The organism is Chromobacterium fluminis (genome assembly GCF_011602385.1).
Classification (GTDB): Bacteria; Pseudomonadota; Gammaproteobacteria; order Burkholderiales; family Chromobacteriaceae; genus Chromobacterium; species Chromobacterium fluminis.
This window is the reverse complement of the sequence record NZ_JAAOMA010000009.1, coordinates 37,718-55,374: the sequence shown is the minus strand read 5'-3', so window position 1 is coordinate 55,374 and position 17,657 is coordinate 37,718. Positions and strand designations below refer to the sequence as shown.

General features: G+C 63.6%; 21 protein-coding genes. 14 read left to right on the top strand and 7 right to left on the bottom strand.

Annotated elements, in window-relative coordinates; all coding sequences use genetic code 11:
* Positions 1–109: 109 nt before the first annotated feature.
* The 9 genes from gap to HA052_RS08390 all read left to right on the top strand — a co-directional run bounded on the left by gap (position 110) and on the right by HA052_RS08390 (position 8,907).
* On the top strand, positions 110–1,120 hold the full coding sequence (gene gap / locus HA052_RS08430) for a type I glyceraldehyde-3-phosphate dehydrogenase (protein WP_166451585.1): 1,011 nt from the start codon (positions 110–112) through the stop codon (positions 1,118–1,120).
* Positions 1,121–1,305: 185 nt separating this feature from the next.
* Positions 1,306–2,421: a zinc ribbon domain-containing protein gene (locus tag HA052_RS08425; RefSeq protein ID WP_166451584.1), complete on the top strand. Its 1,116-nt coding sequence runs from the start codon at positions 1,306–1,308 to the stop codon at positions 2,419–2,421.
* The gene (locus tag HA052_RS08420) at positions 2,408–3,583 is read left to right on the top strand and encodes a phosphoglycerate kinase (RefSeq protein ID WP_081547455.1); all 1,176 of its coding nucleotides are present in this window, start codon (positions 2,408–2,410) and stop codon (positions 3,581–3,583) included. The genes HA052_RS08425 and HA052_RS08420 overlap by 14 nt, the downstream gene beginning before the upstream one ends.
* 239 nt (positions 3,584–3,822) lie before the next feature.
* Positions 3,823–4,452, top strand: coding sequence for a LysE family translocator (locus HA052_RS08415; RefSeq protein ID WP_166451583.1), 630 nt, complete (start codon positions 3,823–3,825; stop codon positions 4,450–4,452).
* Between the two features lie 86 nt (positions 4,453–4,538).
* Positions 4,539–5,603, top strand: a complete 1,065-nt coding sequence (gene fba, locus HA052_RS08410; RefSeq protein WP_166451582.1) for a class II fructose-bisphosphate aldolase — start codon at positions 4,539–4,541, stop codon at positions 5,601–5,603.
* A 138-nt stretch (positions 5,604–5,741) separates the two neighbouring features.
* Positions 5,742–5,993, top strand: a complete 252-nt coding sequence (locus tag HA052_RS08405) for a MoaD/ThiS family protein (RefSeq protein WP_166451581.1) — start codon at positions 5,742–5,744, stop codon at positions 5,991–5,993.
* Positions 5,994–5,995: 2 nt separating this feature from the next.
* Positions 5,996–6,454 (top strand): molybdopterin synthase catalytic subunit MoaE, encoded by a 459-nt coding sequence (gene moaE / locus HA052_RS08400; protein ID WP_166451580.1) that lies wholly within the window; start codon positions 5,996–5,998, stop codon positions 6,452–6,454.
* Positions 6,451–7,035 carry a molybdenum cofactor guanylyltransferase MobA gene (gene mobA, locus HA052_RS08395; RefSeq protein WP_166451579.1) on the top strand — a complete coding sequence of 195 codons (585 nt, stop codon included), beginning with the start codon at positions 6,451–6,453 and terminating at the stop codon, positions 7,033–7,035. Before moaE ends, mobA begins: the two co-directional genes overlap by 4 nt.
* Before the next feature lie 180 nt (positions 7,036–7,215).
* Positions 7,216–8,907 carry a 5'-nucleotidase C-terminal domain-containing protein gene (locus HA052_RS08390; protein ID WP_166451578.1) on the top strand — a complete coding sequence of 564 codons (1,692 nt, stop codon included), beginning with the start codon at positions 7,216–7,218 and terminating at the stop codon, positions 8,905–8,907.
* Here the strand turns inward: HA052_RS08390 and HA052_RS08385 are convergent.
* Positions 8,891–9,523 carry a 3'-5' exonuclease gene (locus HA052_RS08385; protein WP_166451577.1) on the bottom strand — a complete coding sequence of 211 codons (633 nt, stop codon included), beginning with the start codon at positions 9,521–9,523 and terminating at the stop codon, positions 8,891–8,893. The two genes, HA052_RS08390 and HA052_RS08385, sit on opposite strands and share 17 nt — an antisense overlap.
* A 138-nt stretch (positions 9,524–9,661) precedes the next feature.
* Here HA052_RS08385 and HA052_RS08380 point away from each other — a divergent pair, with 138 nt between their 5' ends.
* Positions 9,662–10,273 carry an EAL and HDOD domain-containing protein gene (locus HA052_RS08380; protein WP_166451576.1) on the top strand — a complete coding sequence of 204 codons (612 nt, stop codon included), beginning with the start codon at positions 9,662–9,664 and terminating at the stop codon, positions 10,271–10,273.
* Between the two features lie 26 nt (positions 10,274–10,299).
* Here the strand turns inward: HA052_RS08380 and HA052_RS08375 are convergent, their stop codons facing one another.
* A complete protein-coding gene (locus tag HA052_RS08375; protein WP_206118828.1) occupies positions 10,300–11,100 on the bottom strand; it encodes a substrate-binding periplasmic protein in 801 nt (266 codons plus the stop codon).
* Between the two features lie 219 nt (positions 11,101–11,319).
* Entirely contained in the window at positions 11,320–12,753 is a 1,434-nt protein-coding gene (locus tag HA052_RS08370) for a DEAD/DEAH box helicase (RefSeq protein ID WP_166451575.1), read from the bottom strand.
* A 374-nt stretch (positions 12,754–13,127) separates the two neighbouring features.
* Here HA052_RS08370 and HA052_RS08365 point away from each other — a divergent pair, with 374 nt between their 5' ends.
* Positions 13,128–13,814 carry an MliC family protein gene (locus tag HA052_RS08365; RefSeq protein ID WP_081547437.1) on the top strand — a complete coding sequence of 229 codons (687 nt, stop codon included), beginning with the start codon at positions 13,128–13,130 and terminating at the stop codon, positions 13,812–13,814.
* 90 nt (positions 13,815–13,904) lie between these two features.
* On the top strand, positions 13,905–14,441 hold the full coding sequence (locus HA052_RS08360) for a YaeQ family protein (RefSeq protein WP_081547435.1): 537 nt from the start codon (positions 13,905–13,907) through the stop codon (positions 14,439–14,441).
* Positions 14,442–14,446: 5 nt separating this feature from the next.
* Here HA052_RS08360 and HA052_RS08355 read toward each other — a convergent pair whose 3' ends face one another.
* The 3 genes from HA052_RS08355 to HA052_RS08345 all read right to left on the bottom strand — a co-directional run bounded on the left by HA052_RS08355 (position 14,447) and on the right by HA052_RS08345 (position 15,260).
* On the bottom strand, positions 14,447–14,605 hold the full coding sequence (locus HA052_RS08355) for a hypothetical protein (protein WP_166451574.1): 159 nt from the start codon (positions 14,603–14,605) through the stop codon (positions 14,447–14,449).
* A complete protein-coding gene (locus HA052_RS08350) occupies positions 14,602–14,805 on the bottom strand; it encodes a hypothetical protein (RefSeq protein WP_166451573.1) in 204 nt (67 codons plus the stop codon). The genes HA052_RS08355 and HA052_RS08350 overlap by 4 nt, the downstream gene beginning before the upstream one ends.
* 149 nt (positions 14,806–14,954) lie before the next feature.
* Positions 14,955–15,260 carry an antibiotic biosynthesis monooxygenase family protein gene (locus tag HA052_RS08345; protein ID WP_166451572.1) on the bottom strand — a complete coding sequence of 102 codons (306 nt, stop codon included), beginning with the start codon at positions 15,258–15,260 and terminating at the stop codon, positions 14,955–14,957.
* 114 nt (positions 15,261–15,374) lie between these two features.
* On the opposite strand from HA052_RS08345, the gene HA052_RS08340 reads away from it, so the two are divergent.
* Positions 15,375–15,902, top strand: coding sequence for a GNAT family N-acetyltransferase (locus tag HA052_RS08340; RefSeq protein WP_081547429.1), 528 nt, complete (start codon positions 15,375–15,377; stop codon positions 15,900–15,902).
* Positions 15,903–15,956: 54 nt separating this feature from the next.
* Positions 15,957–16,454, top strand: coding sequence for a M48 metallopeptidase family protein (locus tag HA052_RS08335; RefSeq protein WP_166451571.1), 498 nt, complete (start codon positions 15,957–15,959; stop codon positions 16,452–16,454).
* Between the two features lie 59 nt (positions 16,455–16,513).
* On the opposite strand, the gene HA052_RS08330 is transcribed toward HA052_RS08335, so the two are convergent.
* Positions 16,514–17,512: a sulfate ABC transporter substrate-binding protein gene (locus HA052_RS08330; protein WP_166451570.1), complete on the bottom strand. Its 999-nt coding sequence runs from the start codon at positions 17,510–17,512 to the stop codon at positions 16,514–16,516.
* Between the last annotated feature and the right edge of the window lie 145 nt (positions 17,513–17,657).

Genomic DNA, 17,657 nt, shown 5'->3' with positions numbered 1-17,657 from the left:
AAGCAATGGCCTTTTGTTCGCCGTTTCATGTAGTGGACGCACTACACAACACGCGGAGCGCCGGCCGGGAAGCCGGGCGCTCCGGATCGTCCCCAGGAGATTTAGAAGCATGACTATCCGCATCGCCATCAATGGTTACGGCCGTATCGGCCGCCAGGTACTGCGCGCCATCTACGAAAACCAGCTGCACGACGATTTCAAAGTAGTGGCCGTCAACGCCACCGGCGATCTCAACATCAATGCCCACCTGACCAAGTTCGACACCGTGCACGGCCGCTTCCCCGGCGAGGTCGAGCAGGACGACGCGCACCTGATCCTGAACGGCGACAAGATCCCGTTCTTCAGCACCCGCAACCCGGCCGAGCTGCCGTGGAAGGAACTGGACGTGGACCTGGTGCTGGAATGCACCGGCGCCTTCACCAGCAAGGACAAATGCCAGGCCCACCTGGACGCCGGCGCCAAGAAGGTGCTGATCTCCGCGCCGGGCGGCGACGATGTCGACGCCACCATTGTGTACGGCGTCAACCACGACGTGTTGAAGCCGGAAATGACCGTGGTGTCCAACGCCAGCTGCACCACCAACTGCCTGGCCCCGGTGGCCAAGGCGCTGCACCAGGCCATCGGCATCAAGAAAGGCCTGATGACCACCATCCACGCCTTCACCAACGACCAGGTGCTGACCGACGTCAAACATAAGGACCTGCGCCGCGCGCGTTCCGCCACCGACAATATGATTCCGACCAAGACCGGCGCGGCCAAGGCCGTCGGTCTGGTGTTGCCGGAGCTGAAAGGCAAGCTGGACGGTTTCTCGGTGCGCGTGCCCACCATCAACGTATCGCTGGTGGACCTGACTTTCAGCGCCGCGCGCGACACCACCAAGGACGAGGTCAACGACATCCTGAAGGAAGCCGCCAACGGCGCGATGAAGGGTATTCTGAGTTACAACACCCTGCCGCTGGTGTCCGGCGACTTCAACCACACCGAAGAAGCCTCCACCTTCGATTCCACGCTGACCAAGGTGACCGGCGGCAATATGGTGAAGGTGCTGGCCTGGTACGACAATGAATGGGGTTTCAGCTGCCAGATGCTGCGCACCGCGCGCGCGATGTTCGCTTGCTGACGACGAAGTGATCCAGGAAATCCGGGCCGGCGCGCCATGCCGGCCCGGATTTTTTACGTCTGCTAGCGCGGGCGCTACATCCACAGGCATTTGATTGATGTTAAGGTAGGGCCGTTTTTTTGGCATACACTTGCCGGGCGATCGCCGAATCGCCCCCGCTGAACCCGCCGTTACAGGAGAGCAGCATGCGACAAAACCAAGCACTGTCCCGCCCTGAAAAATGGGTCCGGCTGGCCTCCTGGCTGGTGGCTTTGGTGTTCGCCGGCTTTCTGTCCAATCTGGGCGAGCTGGTGATCCGCGATCTGTTCTACGTGCCGGACGGCGGCCCGCCGCAGCTGGAAACGCTGCAACAGCAGGCCGGCATCGAGCCGCTGCGGCAGCGGCAGAAGGCCTTGCAGCGCCAGAACGACGCGCAGCGAGCCCAACTGGAAAACCTTGGCGCCACCCGTGAGCAACTGGAGCGCAATTACCAGACCCAGCGCAAGGGCTTGGCCAATTGGCTGGCCAGCCGCGCCGCCAGCGCCGATCCGCGGCAAAGCGCCGAAGTCAGTCGCCGCACCCGGGAACTGGACGCCCTGCAGGCGCAGATCCTGCAATGGCAGCAGAAGGAAGACCGGGCGAGCGACGGCCTGCGCGGGCTGGAGCGGAGCCGGCAAACGCTGCAAGAGGAAATCGTCCGGGTGGAGACGGTCGCCCAGGATCGTTACCAGCAGGCCTACCAGCGCTTCGAGTTGAAGGTCTTCCTGCTGCGGCTGGCGGTGATCCTGCCGCTGCTCTTGCTGGCGGTATGGCTGTTCAGCCGTTACCGGACTCATCGTTACTGGTTCTTCGTTTACGGCTTCGGCCTGTTCGCCTTGTTCGCCTTCTTTGTCGAGTTGCTGCCCTATCTGCCCAATTTCGGCGGCTATGTGCGGCTGGCCGTCGGCATCGCGCTGACGGTGTTCGCCGGCCTGCGCATGATCCAGGCCTTCCAGCGCTACGCGGAGAAAAAGCGCGCCGAACTGCAGCAAAGCCAGAGCGAGCGCGCGCGACACGTGGCCTACGCCCAGGCCTTGGGCGCCTACCAGAAGAAAACTTGCCCGTCCTGCGACCATCAATACAATATTGCCGGCGACGACGCCGACTACTGCGTGCATTGCGGCCTGCAGCTGTTCCGCGGCTGCGACTGCGGCGCGCGCAATTTCGCCTTTTTTCCGTACTGCAAAAAATGCGGCCGTCCCGGCGCCAAGCCGGAATCTGCGCCGATGAATCAATCGACAAGCGAATCCAAACCCGAGCGAGCGAACGATGAAATTCAATAAACTTTCCGAACAGGCCCTGGCCGGCAAGCGCGTGCTGATCCGCGTGGACATGAACGTGCCGGTGAAAAACGGCGTCATCGGCGACGATACCCGCATCCGCGCCAGCCTGCCGTCCATCGAGCTGTGCCTGAAGGCCGGCGCCGGCGTGATCCTGATGACCCATCTGGGCCGCCCCACCGAGGGCGAACCCAAGCCGGAAGACAGCCTGGCGCCGGTGGTGGAGCGTTTGTCCGGCCTCTTGGGCCGGCCGGTGCGCCTGGTGGCGGACTGGCAGTCCGGCTTCAGCGTGGCGCCCGGCGAAGTGGCGATGCTGGAGAACGTGCGCCTGAACAAGGGCGAGAAAAAGAACAACGCCGACCTGGGCCGCGCCTACGCCGCCTTGTGCGACGTGTTCGTCAACGACGCCTTCGGCACCGCTCACCGCGCGGAAGCCTCCACCCACGCGGTGGCCCAGTTCGCGCCGGCCGCCTGCGCCGGCGTGCTGCTCTCCGCCGAGCTGGAAGCGCTGGGCAAGGCGCTGCAAGCGCCGGCGCGGCCGCTGGTGGCCATCGTCGCCGGCTCCAAAGTGTCCACCAAGCTGACCATTCTGGAATCGCTGGCCGACAAGGTTGACCAGTTGATCGTGGGCGGCGGCATCGCCAATACCTTCTTGCTGGCCGAGGGCAAGGCCATCGGCAAATCGCTGGCCGAAGCCGAACTGGTGGACGAGGCCAAAAAGGTGATCGCCAAGATCCGCGCTCGCGGCGGCAATGTGCCGTTGCCGGCTGACGTAGTCTGCGCCAAGGAGTTCGCCGAAACCGCCGCCGCTGTGACCAAGAACGCGGCGGACGTGGAGGCCGACGACATGATTCTGGACATCGGCCCGGATTCGGCGCGGGAGCTGGCCGCCATCATCGCCAAAGCCGGCACCGTGGTATGGAACGGCCCGGTGGGCGTATTCGAGTTCGAGCAGTTCGGCGGCGGCACCAAGACCCTGGCCCAGGCCATCGCCGCCTCGCCGGCCTTCTCCATCGCCGGCGGCGGCGATACTCTGGCGGCGATCGCCAAGTACGGCATCACCGAGCGCATCAGCTACATCTCCACCGGCGGCGGCGCTTTCCTGGAGTTCCTGGAAGGCAAGGAGTTGCCGGCGGTGACCATCCTGGGCGAGCGCGCCGGCTAAGAACCTGTTTACGATCTGCTGCGCGTCGTGAAGCGTTGCACGGTGAGTACGAGCTCAAAATGCTCATGTACCACGTGTACATTCCGCTTTTTCGCTCGTTTTCGCCTTGTCTCGCCTTAGCTCGCGAGATCGTAAATACATTCTAAGGCTTGGGAAAAGGCTATCAGGATGAATGGCTTGCGTTACACTGTTTCATTCCTCGCCGTTTCATTCTGATGGCCCACCCGCCGGAGATATTCATGTCGCTCAATACCTGGTTGCTGTTCGTCACCACCGTGTTTTTCGTCTCGGCCACGCCCGGCCCCAATATGCTGCTGGCGATGACCCACGGCATCCACTACGGGGTGCGGCGCACGCTGATGACGTGTTTTGGCCTGATGACGGCCCTGGGTTTGATCATGTTCGGCTCCGCCGCCGGGCTGGGCGCGGTGCTGGCCACCTCCGAACTGCTGTTTTCCTTGGTAAAATACGCGGGCGCCGCCTATTTGATCTATCTGGGAATCAAGACCTGGCGCAGCCAGCCGCAGCCGGTGGAGGAAGTCCGCGGGGCGGCGAGCGGCAAGCACACGCCCTGGGGCATGTTCCGCACCGGTTTCCTGGTGGCGATGAGCAATCCCAAGGCCTTTATTTTCTTTACCGCGTTGTTCCCGCAGTTTATGAACGCGCAACAGCCGCAGGGGCCGCAACTGGCGATCCTGGCGGCGACGTTTTATGTGATCGAGGCGTCATGGCAGCTGGCTTACGCCGGCGGCGGCGCGCGTTTGGCCGGCTGGCTGAACAGCGCGCGGCGTCTCAAGCTGGTCAACAAGGTGTCCGGCGGCGCTTTCGTCGGCGCCGGCGTATTGTTGTCCAGCGTGTCCAGACACTGAATTGATGAATTCGCCTTGGGCCGCGGCGCGGTCCGGGCGCCAACCATGCTCCGCTCCGGCGGAGCAGTTTGCGGAGATTGAACACCATGGCTCTCGTTTCCATGCGTCAGCTGCTGGATCACGCAGCGGAATTCGGCTACGGCCTGCCGGCCTTCAACGTCAACAACCTGGAGCAGATGCGCGCCATTATGGAGGCCGCCGACAAGGTGAACGCCCCGGTGATCGTGCAGGCTTCCGCCGGCGCGCGCAAATACGCCGGCGCGCCCTTCCTGCGCCACATGATCCTGGCCGCGGTGGAAGAGTTCCCTCACATCCCGGTGGTGATGCACCAGGATCACGGCACCAGCCCGGACGTGTGCCAACGCTCAATCCAGCTCGGCTTCTCCTCGGTGATGATGGACGGTTCGCTGAAGAGCGACGGCAAGACCCCGGCCGACTATGACTACAACGTCGACGTCACCCGCACCGTGGTCAACTTCGCCCACGCCTGCGGCGTGTCGGTGGAGGGCGAGATCGGCTGCCTGGGCAGCCTGGAAACCGGCATGGCCGGCGAAGAGGACGGCGTGGGCGCCGAAGGCGTGCTGGACCACAGCCAGTTGCTGACCGATCCGGAAGAAGCGGCCCAGTTCGTCAAGGACACCGGCGTGGACGCATTGGCCATCGCCATCGGCACCAGCCACGGCGCTTACAAATTCAGCAAGAAGCCCACCGACGACGTGCTGCGCATTGACCGCATCAAGGAAATCCACGCTCGCATCCCCAACACTCATCTGGTGATGCACGGCTCCTCCAGCGTGCCGCAGGAATGGCTGCAGATCATCAACGAGTTTGGCGGTGACCTGGGTGAAACCTACGGCGTGCCGGTGGAAGAAATCGTGGAAGGCATCAAGCACGGCGTGCGCAAGGTCAACATCGACACGGACCTGCGTCTGGCCTCCACCGGCGCTATTCGCCGCTTCCTGGCCCAGCACCCGGCCGAGTTCGATCCGCGCAAATACCTGAAAGTGTCCACCGACGCGATGCGCGACATCTGTATCGCCCGCTACGAGGCCTTTGGCTCCGCCGGCCAGGCCAGCAAGATCAAGGCGATCAACCTGGACACCATGGCCAATAAATACCTGAAGGGCGAACTGGCGCAGATCGTTAAGTAAGGATCTGCCGGCTTGTCCCGACCAGCCCGCCGCGAGCGGGCTTTTTTGCGGGCGGGCGCCTAGCTACCTTGACGTATTGGAGGCCCGGCACGGATTGCTTACACTGCGGTATCCGCTTAATGCGCACAGAGGCAGGCAATGAAACTGAATCTTTTGTATTTTGCCCGCTTGCGGGACGAGTTCGGCCTGGAGAGCGAACACTTGGACAGCGACGCGGCCACGGTGGGGGAACTGCTGGTGGAGTTGCGGCTGCGGGGCGAGGTCTGGGCGCGGGAGCTTGCCGCCGACCGGGTGTTCCGCGTAGCGGTGAACCAGCAGATGGCGCGCCTGGACTCCGCCTTGAGCGACGGCGACGAGGTGGCGGTGTTTCCGCCGGTGACCGGGGGATGAGCATGGACGCGTTCACGGTGCGGGTGCAGCCGCAGCGTTTCAGCGCCGGCGAGGAAATCGACGCGCTGTCCGGCAACCCGGCTTGCGGCGCGGTGGTCAGCTTCAGCGGGCTGGTGCGGGATTACGGCGACAGCCGCGACGTGACGGCGTTGGAGCTGGAGCATTATCCGGGCATGACCGAAAAGGCCTTGGAAGCCATTGTGGCGGAGGCGCGCCGGCGCTGGCCGTTGCAGGCGGCCACCGTCATCCACCGCGTTGGGCGGCTGGGTCTGGGCGAGCCCATCGTGTTGGTGGTGGTGGCCAGCAGCCACCGCCGCGACGCTTTCGCCGCCGCGGAATTCCTGATGGACTATCTGAAACAGGACGCGCCGTTCTGGAAAAAGGAAATTCTGGCCGACGGCAGCGCGCGCTGGGTGGACGCCAAATACAGCGACGCCCAGGCGGCGGAACGCTGGCAATGAGCCACCAGGCGCTGATTCTGGCCGGCGGCCGCGCCACGCGCATGGGCGGCGTCGACAAGGGCCTGGCGATGTTGTCCGGGCGGCCGTTGTTGGCGCACGCCTTGGCGGCGCTGTCCGCGCAGATGCCGCCACCCGAACGGGTGTGGGTCTCGGCCAACCGCAATCTGGACGTGTACGCCGGCTTTGGCTGCCCGCTGCTGCCGGACAGCCTGCCGGATTACCCTGGACCGTTGGCCGGGGTGTTGGCGGCCTTGGAGCGCGACGACGGCGCGGTCTGGTTGGTGATGCCTTGCGATGCGGTGCGGCTGCCGGCCGACTTCTCGCGTCGCTTGCTGGCGGAAGTGGCGGCTGGCCGCCAAGCGGCCAGCGCGAGGGACCGCGAAGGCTGGCATCCCAGCCTGCTGGCCCTGGGGCCCGGTCTTCGCGCAGGCCTGGCCGCCTATCTGGCCGGCGGCGGCCGTTCCATCCGCGGCTGGCTGGCTGGGCTGGACCATGTCGAAGTCGCGTTCGACCATCTCTTTCCCAATCTCAACACCGCGGACGCGCTGGCGGCGCTTGAGGCTGAGCCGCGCGCCGACTGAGGCCGCATGGCGATTTGTTTCGCATCACGAAAGTTTTAACTCTTTGTCATTTTGTTTTGCTATAGTGCGCGCGATCGGAGCGTCCATCACGGTCCATGGCAGTGGACGGACGTCTCTTCATTTCGATCGTGGCCGGCGGCGCCGGCGCGCGCGACAACAAACAAGACAAGGATGCGTTTCGTGAAACTGAAAACCATGAGCGTGTGCCTGGCGGCGAGCCTGGCGCTGTTTGGCTGTTCCGCCGGCTCCGGCGGCTGGGGTCCGGGCGATCAGAACACCGGTGTTTCGCGCCAGCCGGTGGCGGTTAAGATGATCGCCTTCAACGATTTCCACGGCAATCTGGAAATGCCGGGCCAACTGACGGTGCCGGATCCGGCCGACCCAAGCAAGACCGTCAAGATCAACGCCGGCGGCGTTGACTATCTGGCGGCCTGGGTGCAGTCGCTGCGCGCCAAATCGCCCAATACCGTGGTGGTGTCGGCCGGCGATCTGATCGGTGCCAGCCCGCTGGTGTCCGGCTTGTTCCACGACGAGCCCACCATCGAGGCGATGAATTTGCTGGGCCTGGACCTCAACGCCGTGGGCAACCACGAGTTCGACGACGGCCAGCAGGAATTGCTGCGCATGCAGAACGGCGGTTGTAAGACGGACGCGCCCACCACGTCCTGCCAGAACGGCAAGTTCGTTGGCGCCAAGTTCAAATTCCTGGCGGCCAACGTCAAGAAAAGCGACGGCGGCACCTTGTTCCCCGCCTATGAAATCAAGAAGTTCGGCGGCATCCCGGTGGCTTTCATCGGCATGACTTTGAAAGGCACGCCGGAAATCGTGTCGCCGGACGGCATCAAGGGCCTGAGCTTTCAGGACGAGGCGGCCACGGTGAACCAACTGATTCCGCAACTGAAGCGGCAGGGCGTATCCGCCGTGGTGGTGGTGGTGCACGAGGGCGGCTACCAAAGTGGCAATTTCAACGATTGCAACGGCGTGTCCGGCCCCATCGTCGACATCGTCAAAAAACTGGATCCGGCTGTGAAGCTGGTGGTCACCGGCCACACCCATCAGGCCTACAACTGCGTAATAGACGGCCGCCGGGTGACCAGCGCCAAGAATTACGGTCAGTTGTTCACCGAGATCGACTTTGTGCTGGATCCGGCCACCCGCGACGTCAAGCCCGGCTCCATTCAAGCTCAGAACCGGGTAGTGGCGCGCGACATCGCGCCGCTGACCTCAGTCAGCAATCTGGTCAAGCTGTACAAGGATTTGGTGGCCCCAGTGGCCAATCGAGTCGTGGGCCAGGCCGGAGGCACTTTGGATCGCACCCCGTCCACGGCCGGCGAAACCGCCTTGGGCGACGTGGTGGCCGACGCGCAATTGGCGGCCGGCGCCGCCCAGGGTGCTGTAGTGGCTTTCATGAACCCGGGCGGCGTGCGCGCCGACATCATTCCCGGCGGCGGCGGCAATGTGACGTACAACCAATTGTTCACCACTCAGCCATTTGGCAATGTGATGACCACGTTGACCCTGACCGGTACGCAGATTGATCAGTTGCTGGAGCAGCAATGGAGCGATCCGTCCAAGGTCAAGATTCTGCAAGTATCCAAGGGCTTCAGTTATAGCTGGAGCCAGGCGGCGCCGGTGGGCAACAAAGTGGACATCGCCAGCATCAAGATCAACGGCATAGCTATTGATCCTTCGGCTAGCTACCGGGTGCAGGTCAATAACTTCATCGCCGGTGGTGGCGACGGCTTCACGGTGTTGACGCAGGGCGGCAACCGGGTTGGCGGCGGCGTGGACGTGGACGTGCTGGAGAGTTATTTCGCCGTGGCGTCGCCGGTGGCGGTGCCGGCGCTGAACCGGATCACGCGTCTGCCTTGAGTTTGGGCGTTGGGGGCAGCCGTCCGCGCGCTTCCAGCGCGCGGAACACCCGCAGCGCCACCCAGGCGTCGTTGCCGGCGTAAGCCTGTTGCGCCGGCGTCAGCGGCAGTTTGGACCAGTTGGTGGTAGACAGTTTTTTGGATTTGCGGAAGTACTGGCCGAACAGCCGCGCCACCGCCTGCACCGCGCCGACGGTGATGCGCGCATCGTCGCTGTCGAAGCAGGACACCAAGTCCAGCACTCGGCCGCAGCGTATGCCCAAGCGCTGCTTGAGCAGCGACTGATCCGAACTGAGCTCGAAGCCCACCAATAGCCGTTGCGGGTCTTCCAACAGGATTTTCAGCTCCGGCGCGCACTGGCCATCCTGCACCGGGAACAGCCAGGCGCCGTCGTCGCTGGCCAGCTGGATCAGGTGCGGGCCGGTCGGTTTTTCGCCTTTGTGGAAAGTGGGACGGGATTCGGTGTCGAAGCCCAGCACCGCGCAACCGCCCAGCGCCCGCAACGCGGCGGCGGCCAACTCCGGCGTGGCGGCCAGCCGCACCTGTTCCGGCGTCAGGCCGGCGAACAGCGGCAACGCTTTGATCTCCTCGCGAGGAATTTGTCGGGTTGGCAACATGGCGGTCTCGCTGACGTGAGGGTAATTTGCAACCTTACCGCATTTAATGACGGTGGTCAGGCATAAGCTGTCATATTTTTTGACGGTACCAGCAGGAGATGCCCAACGGCGGTGGAAATATCCTGTAGTATCGTCGGCATGCCTAATTCTTCACGTTATCTTGGCCGGCAGGCAATTGTCGATCGCCAGCAGCAACTGGTGGCTTTTGAACTATTGTTCCGTTCCAGCCCGGCCAATTTCGCCTTGGTGCGAGACGATCTGCTCGCCAGCGCCGAGGTGTTGCGCAACGCCTTCGGAGAACTGGGCAGCGTGGATGTGTTGGGCCAGTTTCCCGGTTTCATCAACGCCAGCGCCGATTTGTTGCAAGACGCCATCCTGGACCAATTGCCGGCGGAACGGCTGGTGCTGGAAATACTGGAAACGGTGACCGTCACCGAGCCCTTGCTGCAACGCATGGCGCTGTTGCGCCAACGCGGCTTCCGCCTGGCCTTGGACGACGTGATCCACTTGGGGCCGGACCAGACGGCGATGCTGCCGCTGGTGGATATTGTCAAAGTGGACGTGGCTGCGGTGGAAACGGAGAGCCTGCCGGCGCTGATGGCGCAGTTGAGCGATTTCGACGGCATCTTGCTGGCGGAAAAGGTGGACAGCCGCGAGCAGTTCGAACGTTGCCGAGATTTGGGTTTCCACTGGTTCCAGGGCTATTTCCACGGCCGCCCGGTGGTGTTGAGCAGCACGGACGCGTTGTAGCGTCGCATCCTCCGTACCGGGCCTTTTCACTGGGCCTTGATCGGTTTGTGGTAGGCCAGGCTGGCGGCTCGGGTCTCCGCCACAATGCGATCGAACTCTCCGCTGTCCTGCAAGGCCTTCAAGCCGCGATTGAAACGCTCCACCAATTCCGGTCCCTGGCGGTGTTTGCGCCAGATCACCACGTGCAGCGGCGCTACCCAGAACGATTTGCTTTGCGGCTCCAATTGCTGAGCCAGCCGGGGCTGGAAGTTGCGGGCGATAAGGTATTGGCCCACTTCCACGTCGATGGGGAACAAGTCGATGCGGCCGGCCAGCAGCTTGCGCAGATTGGTGACGTCGTCCGGCGCCATGTCGGGGATCAGGTGGCCGGCCTTGACCTGCTGATTGAACTCGTCTGAATAGAAATTGCCGACGGTGACGCCCACCCGCGCATGGCGCAGATTGGACAAGTCGTTCCAGGGGAAGTTGGCGTTGCGGCGCTGGAAAAACACCATGCGCGCATGCAGCACTGGCTGAGTGAACAGTAGATCCTGCTTGCGTTCCGACGTCGGCGCCCAGCCGAAGCTGCCGTCCACGGTGCCGTTGCGCGCCGATTGCAGCGTGCGGTTGTTGGGGTAGTAACGGAAGGCGACGTCGACGTTGGCGCGGGCGAACGCCTCTTTGACCAGACGCGACAAAATGCCGTCATACGGCAGTTCCTTGCCCATATAGGGCGGCCACTCCTGATTGGACAGGGTGATTTTCAGACGTGGCGCGGCCTGCGGCTGAGCTGCCGCCAGCAGGACTACAGCCAGGCTGCCCAGCAGCCAGCTGCGAAGTCTCATCATTTCCCCGATCCTTGCTCGATCTGTGCGCGCGGCATGCGTGCTGCCCGTGCGGAGCGCGGCGTGCGCCGTCTCCGCTCGATATTGTTGTCGGCCTCAAAGGCCTATTGCTGAATCGTAGGCAGGTTTGGCGTCCGGCGTAAAGCGCTTCCATTGCCGCGGGGTCGGCAAAGCAGCGTTGCGGCGGCCGCGCCGCGAGGACACGGCGCGGCGCACGCGGACTTAGCGGCCCTTCGGCGGGCTGAACAACGCCGAGCTCGGACGCGAGGCGGCGGGCTTGCTGCGCTGGCCCTGACCCTGGCCTTGCGACGAGCGTTGACCAGGCTGGCCGTTTGTGGCGTTTTTGGCCTGACTCTGTCCTTGGCCCTGGCGCGGCTTGGACGCCGGCGAGCGGAGGCCGTGGCCGGTGGGCTTGCTGTCCGGCTGATGGCGCGGCTTGCCGCCGCCGCCTTGGCGTTGCGGCTGGCCGCGGCGGTTGCCGCCGCCCATCGGAATGGGTTCGGGCTTCACCGACAGATCGGCCTCGAAGCCCGGCACCGCGAAGCGCTCGATCGATTGCTTGGTGAGCTTCTCGATATCCTTCAGGAAGTTGAACTCATCGACGCAGACCAGCGACACCGCCTCGCCCTTGCTGCCGGCGCGGCCGGTGCGACCGATGCGGTGCACGTAGTCTTCCGGCACATTGGGCAATTCGAAGTTGACCACTTGCGGCAGCTGGTCGATGTCCAGGCCGCGCGCGGCGATGTCGGTGGCCACCAGCACTTGCAATTCGCCGCTCTTGAAGTCGGCCAGCGCGCGCGTGCGTGCGTTCTGGCTCTTGTTGCCGTGAATCGCGGCGGAGGGGATGCCGGTCTTGTCCAGTTTTTCCGCCAAGCGGTTGGCGCCGTGTTTGGTGCGAGTGAACACCAGCGCCTGGAACCAGTTGTGCTCCTTGATCAGGTGGATCAGCAAGTCGGTCTTGCGGTCGCGGTCCACCAGATGGATTTTTTGGTCCACCAGCTCGTTGGTGGTGTTGCGTCGCGCCACTTCCACCAGCTTGGGATTATCCAGCAGGCGGTCGGCCAGGCTCTTGATCTCGTCGGAGAAGGTGGCGGAGAACAGCAGGTTCTGACGCTTGGCCGGCAGCAGCGCCAGCACTTTGCGGATGTCGTGGATAAAGCCCATATCCAGCATGCGGTCGGCTTCGTCCAGCACCAGGATTTCAACGCCGGACAGGTCGATATTGCGTTGACCGGCGTGGTCCAGCAGACGGCCCGGCGTGGCCACCAGGATGTCCAGCGGCTTGCGCAGCGCGCGGGTTTGCGGATTGATGTTGACGCCGCCGAACATCACCATGGAGGTGAGCGGCAGGTGCTTGCCGTAGGTCTGCACCGATTCTTCCACCTGGGCGGCCAGTTCGCGAGTGGGAGTCAGCACCAGCGCGCGCGGGCGGCCCGGCTGGGTGGCCGGCTTGCCCATCAGGATGTGCAGCAGCGGCAGGGTGAAGCCGGCGGTCTTGCCGGTACCGGTCTGGGCCGCGGCCAGCAGATCGCCGCCTTGCAGCACTTGCGGAATGGCCTGGGCTTGAATCGGGGTGGGGGTGGTGTAACCGGTTTCGCTGACAGCGCGCAACAGGGGTTCGGCCAGACCGAGGTCGGCAAAGGTGAGTGTGGACATGTTTGCTCCTGCGACGGCCTATCGCAGTATGTGCGAACCAATCCAGGCTGACGGGAAAAAGTTAGGGATGCGATGGGCGCTTCGGGATGAAGCGCGCGCGGCGCGCAAAGATTGGAATTGCACGCGGGAGGCCGGAGTTTACCTTCAAATCGTCGGTTTGGGAACTTGTCGCCGCATTGTCATATCCATTTCAGCGGAATCCAAACCCGCGCAAGGCCGTTTTGACGGCCGATATTATTAATAAATGCGAATGGGTGAACTGGTATCATGTTGTCACGTCGCCGGTGCGCGGAGCGCCGCGGCCCGCAAGATGCCCTGTTTTGATGTGTCCGCCCGGGATGGGCGGCGAATAACGCAGTTCAGAGGAAATCGGTATGCCTGGATCCGCCCGTAGGCTGGTCGGCTTGATCATTTTGTGTCCGGCCTTGGCGCTGGCCGCCGGCAAGGGCGGTTCGGAGGGCGGCCACGGCCGCGCGGCGGAGAGCGCCAAGGCCGCAGAGGAAGCGGCGGAAGCCAACGCGCCGGTGGCAACCGATTTCAACTGCGAAAAGCCGGGCAATCCGGTGGAGGCCATGGTGTGTCAGGACGACAGCCTGACCCGGCAGGACAATCGCTTGGAAAAGGTTTACGCCCAGGCGTTGGAGCAGGCTCAGCAAGGGCGGCCGGGAGCCGAGGCCAAACTGATCGCCGAGCAGCGCCGCTGGGTGAAAAGCCTGAAGGACTGCGTCAAGTCCGAGGACATGCATATGTGTCTGGGCGACGTCTACATCATGCGCATCACCCAGTTGCAGGCGGCTTGGGGGTTGGCGCCGTCGCTGACGCCCTTGCGTTATGTCTGCAAGGGCAACGCCACCCGCACTGTGCTGGCCACCTTTTACCGCACCCATCCCCCCACGGTGAAGCTGGAGTACAACGGTTCCACCGCCATCTTGCACCAGGGCCTGAGCGGCAGCGGAGCGCGCTACGCGGCGCCGGGACTGGAGCTGTGGATCAAGGGCCGCGAGGCCAGCATCACCTGGCGCGGCGAACCCTTGGATTGTTCCAGCCAGCCTTCGCCTTGAGATAGGGCGGCGCTCGTTGTTTGCGATGATTGCGCGCAAAAGCCGGCTGACCCGTACAATAGCTTCTTTTTTCGCAAAGCCGGTTTCCGCATGGCCCTGTCCGCCACCATTTACAAAGCCAATCTTGCCGTGTCCGACATGGATCGCGGCTATTACGCCAGTCATCAGCTGACGCTGGCCCAGCACCCATCCGAAACCCTTGAGCGCATGATGCTGCGCCTGGCCGCCTTTGCGCTCAACGCCAGCGAAACCCTGCAGTTCAGCCGCGGCCTGAGCGCAGACGACGAGCCGGAGTTGTGGCAGAAAAGCTATGCCGACGATATCGAGCTGTGGGTGGAACTGGGCGAACCGGATGAAAAACGGCTGAAGAAAGCGTGCAGCCGCGCCGAGCAAGTGGCGCTGTACAGCTACGGCGGCCGCGCCAGCGAGGTATGGTGGCCGCAGATCGAGAACAAGCTGTCCCGGCTGGACAAGCTCAGCGTATTCCGCGTTGAGCCGGCCACGCTGGCGGAGTTGGTCGCCATCTGCCAGCGCAGCATGCAGTTGAGCGCCACGATCCAGGACGGCCAGATGTGGCTGGCCGACGAATCCAGCAATGTGCTGGTGGAGCCGCTGCGGCTCAAATAAGGCGCTCAGCCGCGCAGCCAGGCGCGCAGACGCGCGAGCCAGCCTGCGTGTGTCGCGCGCGGCAGCCGCGTCTTGCGTTTGAGCCAGGGCAGGCGTTGATGGCGGGCCTGCGCGTAGGCATTCAATAGCCGGCGGTGGCGCAGAGCGAGATCGCCGCGTTTCATCGTTGCGCGCTCACCAGAAGCCACCAGGCGCGCAAGGACGCGCGCCAGCCGAGTTTCGGCCCGGCCCGGCAGGGCGTTGCCGGAAAACGGGCTTCGAGGATGTAGCGGCGCAGCGCCAGCGGCGCCGGGTCCTCGTCCGGCAGGTAGTCGGGAATGCCGCGCGCCGGCAAGGTGTGACGGACGGGTTTGCTTGCGTTCATAAGCAAGGGCCTCGAAGGTGGGATCTTGGCTGCATGCTAGGCGCCGGCGCGTAAAAAGCGGCTAAAGAAAGCGCTGGCGTGGATAAAAAGCAGCTAGTCGCGCCGCGAAGCGGCCCGGTTCCACGTGAAACAGCGCCATGCGGCGGACCTCAGGTTGACGCGTCCATGGTCCATTCATAGCTGCGTTCGATGTGCGCCACTTCCACCCGATACTGGCGATACCAGCGCTCGCGTCCCAGCTGCTGCGCCAGCACATGGTCGGCGTGGGCCTTCCACACGCGGATGCTGTCGGCGTCAGGCCAGTAGGATAGTGCGATCTCTTGGCCGTTCTCACAGGCGGAAACAAAAGCAAGACAGCCGAAGCGCTCCAGCGCCAGCTGGCGCATTTGCTGCGCCACGGCGAAGTACTCGTCATCCAGTTGCCGCGTGGCCGCACGGAAAATCACGACATGCATGAAGGACCTTCCTAGAGTAAGGTGGGGGAATCGGCATTGTCTCGACTGTCGGCGGTCTTGGCCAGAGCCAGTTTGGCCGCTGGCGTGGAACCATCGCGACCAGGAGGAGCGAAAATGACGAAGAATCTATTGCTGCGCGAGGCCGATGCTGGGGATGTAGAGCGGATAACAGCGCTGCACATCGCCAGTTGGCGGCTGCATTACCGCGGCATCCTGCCGGATGAGTATCTGGACTTGCGCGCTTGGGACGAGCGCCTGCTTGTGTGGCGACATCGTTTCGCCGCCGCGCGGCCGCCCTGGGTACGGCTGGCGCTGTGGCAGGGAGAGCCGGTGGGCTTTGTTTGCCTATTGCCGGACGAGGCGCCGGAGCGGGGCGTGTATCTGGATAATCTGCATGTGCTGGCCGGGCAGCAGGGACGCGGCATCGGCCGCGCGCTGATGGCCGCGGCGGCGGCGGAAGCCATGCGCGTCGCGCCGGGCCGGCCGCTTTATCTATGGGTGTATCAGGCTAACCACGCCGCCTGCGGTTTTTACCGGGCGCTGGGCGGCGCGGCGTCGGCGTCCAGCGAGGTGGATACCGCCGCCGGCAACCGCGCGCTGGCGTTAAGTTATCAATGGGATGATCCATCCTGCTTGCTGTAGCGTCGGTTTGCGCCGCGGCAACACCTGGCCGCGCAGTCGTTTTACAATGGCGCGATGTCTACCCTCAACTATTTGCAGCATTATCCCGCCGCGCTGCTCAGTCAGGTGCGGGCGCTGCTGGATTCCGGCCAGCTGGGCGGCTGGCTGGCGCGCAAGTATCCGGAAAGCCACGATGTGCAGACGGACAAGGCGCTGTATCAGTACGTGTCCGAGATCAAGCAGCGTTATCTAAAAAACGCCGCCTTGCCGGCCAAGGTGAGTTACGACAGCCAACAACACCCGGTCAAGGGCACGCTGGGCACCAATACCTTCGTGTCGCGGGTGCAGGGCGGCAAGCTGAAGACCAAGAACGAGATTCGCATCGCTGCCTTGTTTCGCGACGCGCCCTTGCCCTTCCTGCGCATGATCGTGGTGCACGAGCTGGCTCATCTGAAGGAGAAGGACCACAACAAGGCTTTCTACCAGCTGTGTTGCCATATGGAGCCGGACTACCACCAGCTGGAATTCGACATGCGGGTGTGGTTGACCTGGCGCGAAAGCCAGGCGGCCTGAGCTCTTGTCCCCGTATGAACAACAGCCCGGCTAGCCGGGCTGTTCGCCTTGAGGGCGTGTTATTTCTTGGTGATTAACTGATCGAACACGCCGCCGTCGGCGAAGTGTTTACGCTGGGCGCCGCGCCAGTCGCCGAAAGTGTCTTTCAGCGTGAACAGCTTGACCTTGGGGAACTGGCCGGCGTATTGCGCGGCAATCTTGGCGTCGCGCGGCCGGTAGTAGTTCTGCGCCGCGATGGTCTGGCCCTGCGGGGTGTACAGGAACTTCAGATAAGCCTCGGCCAGCTTGCGGTTGCCTTTCTTGTCGGCCACCTTGTCCACCACCGCCACCGGCGGTTCCGCCAGGATGGACAAGGAGGGGGTGACAATGTCGAACTTGTCCGGTCCCAGCTCTTTGACCGCCAGCACCGCTTCGTTCTCCCAAGCCAGCAGCACATCGCCCAGCCCGCGTTGGGCGAAGGTCAGCGTCGCGCCGCGCGCGCCGGTGTCCAGCACCGGCACGTGTTTATACAGTTCGCCTACGTAGGCGCGGGCCTTGGCCTCGTTGCCGCCGGGCTGTTTCAGCGCGTAACCCCAGGCCGCCAGATAGTTCCAGCGCGCGCCGCCGGAGGTTTTGGGGTTGGGCGTGATCACCTGAACGCCGGGCTTGATCAGATCGCCCCAGTCGCGGATGCCCTTGGGGTTGCCCTTGCGCACCAGGAACACGATGGTAGAGGTGTAGGGCGAGCTATTGTCCGGCAGCCGGCTTTGCCAGTTCTTGGGCAGCAGGCCCTGGTCCGCCAGCACGTCGATGTCGTAGGCCAGCGCCAGTGTGGCCACATCGGCTTCCAGGCCGTGCTGGATGGCCAGCGATTGCTTGCCGGAGCCGCCGTGCGATTGCTTGATGGCGACGTCGCCGCCCTGTTTCTTCCATTGCTCGGCGAAAGCCTTGTTGACGTCTTGGTAGAGCTCGCGGGTCGGGTCGTAGGAGACGTTGAGCAGCTCGGCGGCCAGCAGCGGCGCGGCGCCGCTGAACAAGACGAGGGAGAGAAGGGCGTGGCGGAGGGAGTGTCGTGGCATGGCGATGTCCTGAGGGTGCAAGCGATGAATGCATCTAATCAGAAATGTTTTAGCGCCAGAAGTGATTGTTTTTTATCTTTAAATTCCAAATAAATCTATGCGGCGGCAGGGGTTTCTTAGAGGCATGGGGAATAAGTTTTTCGTT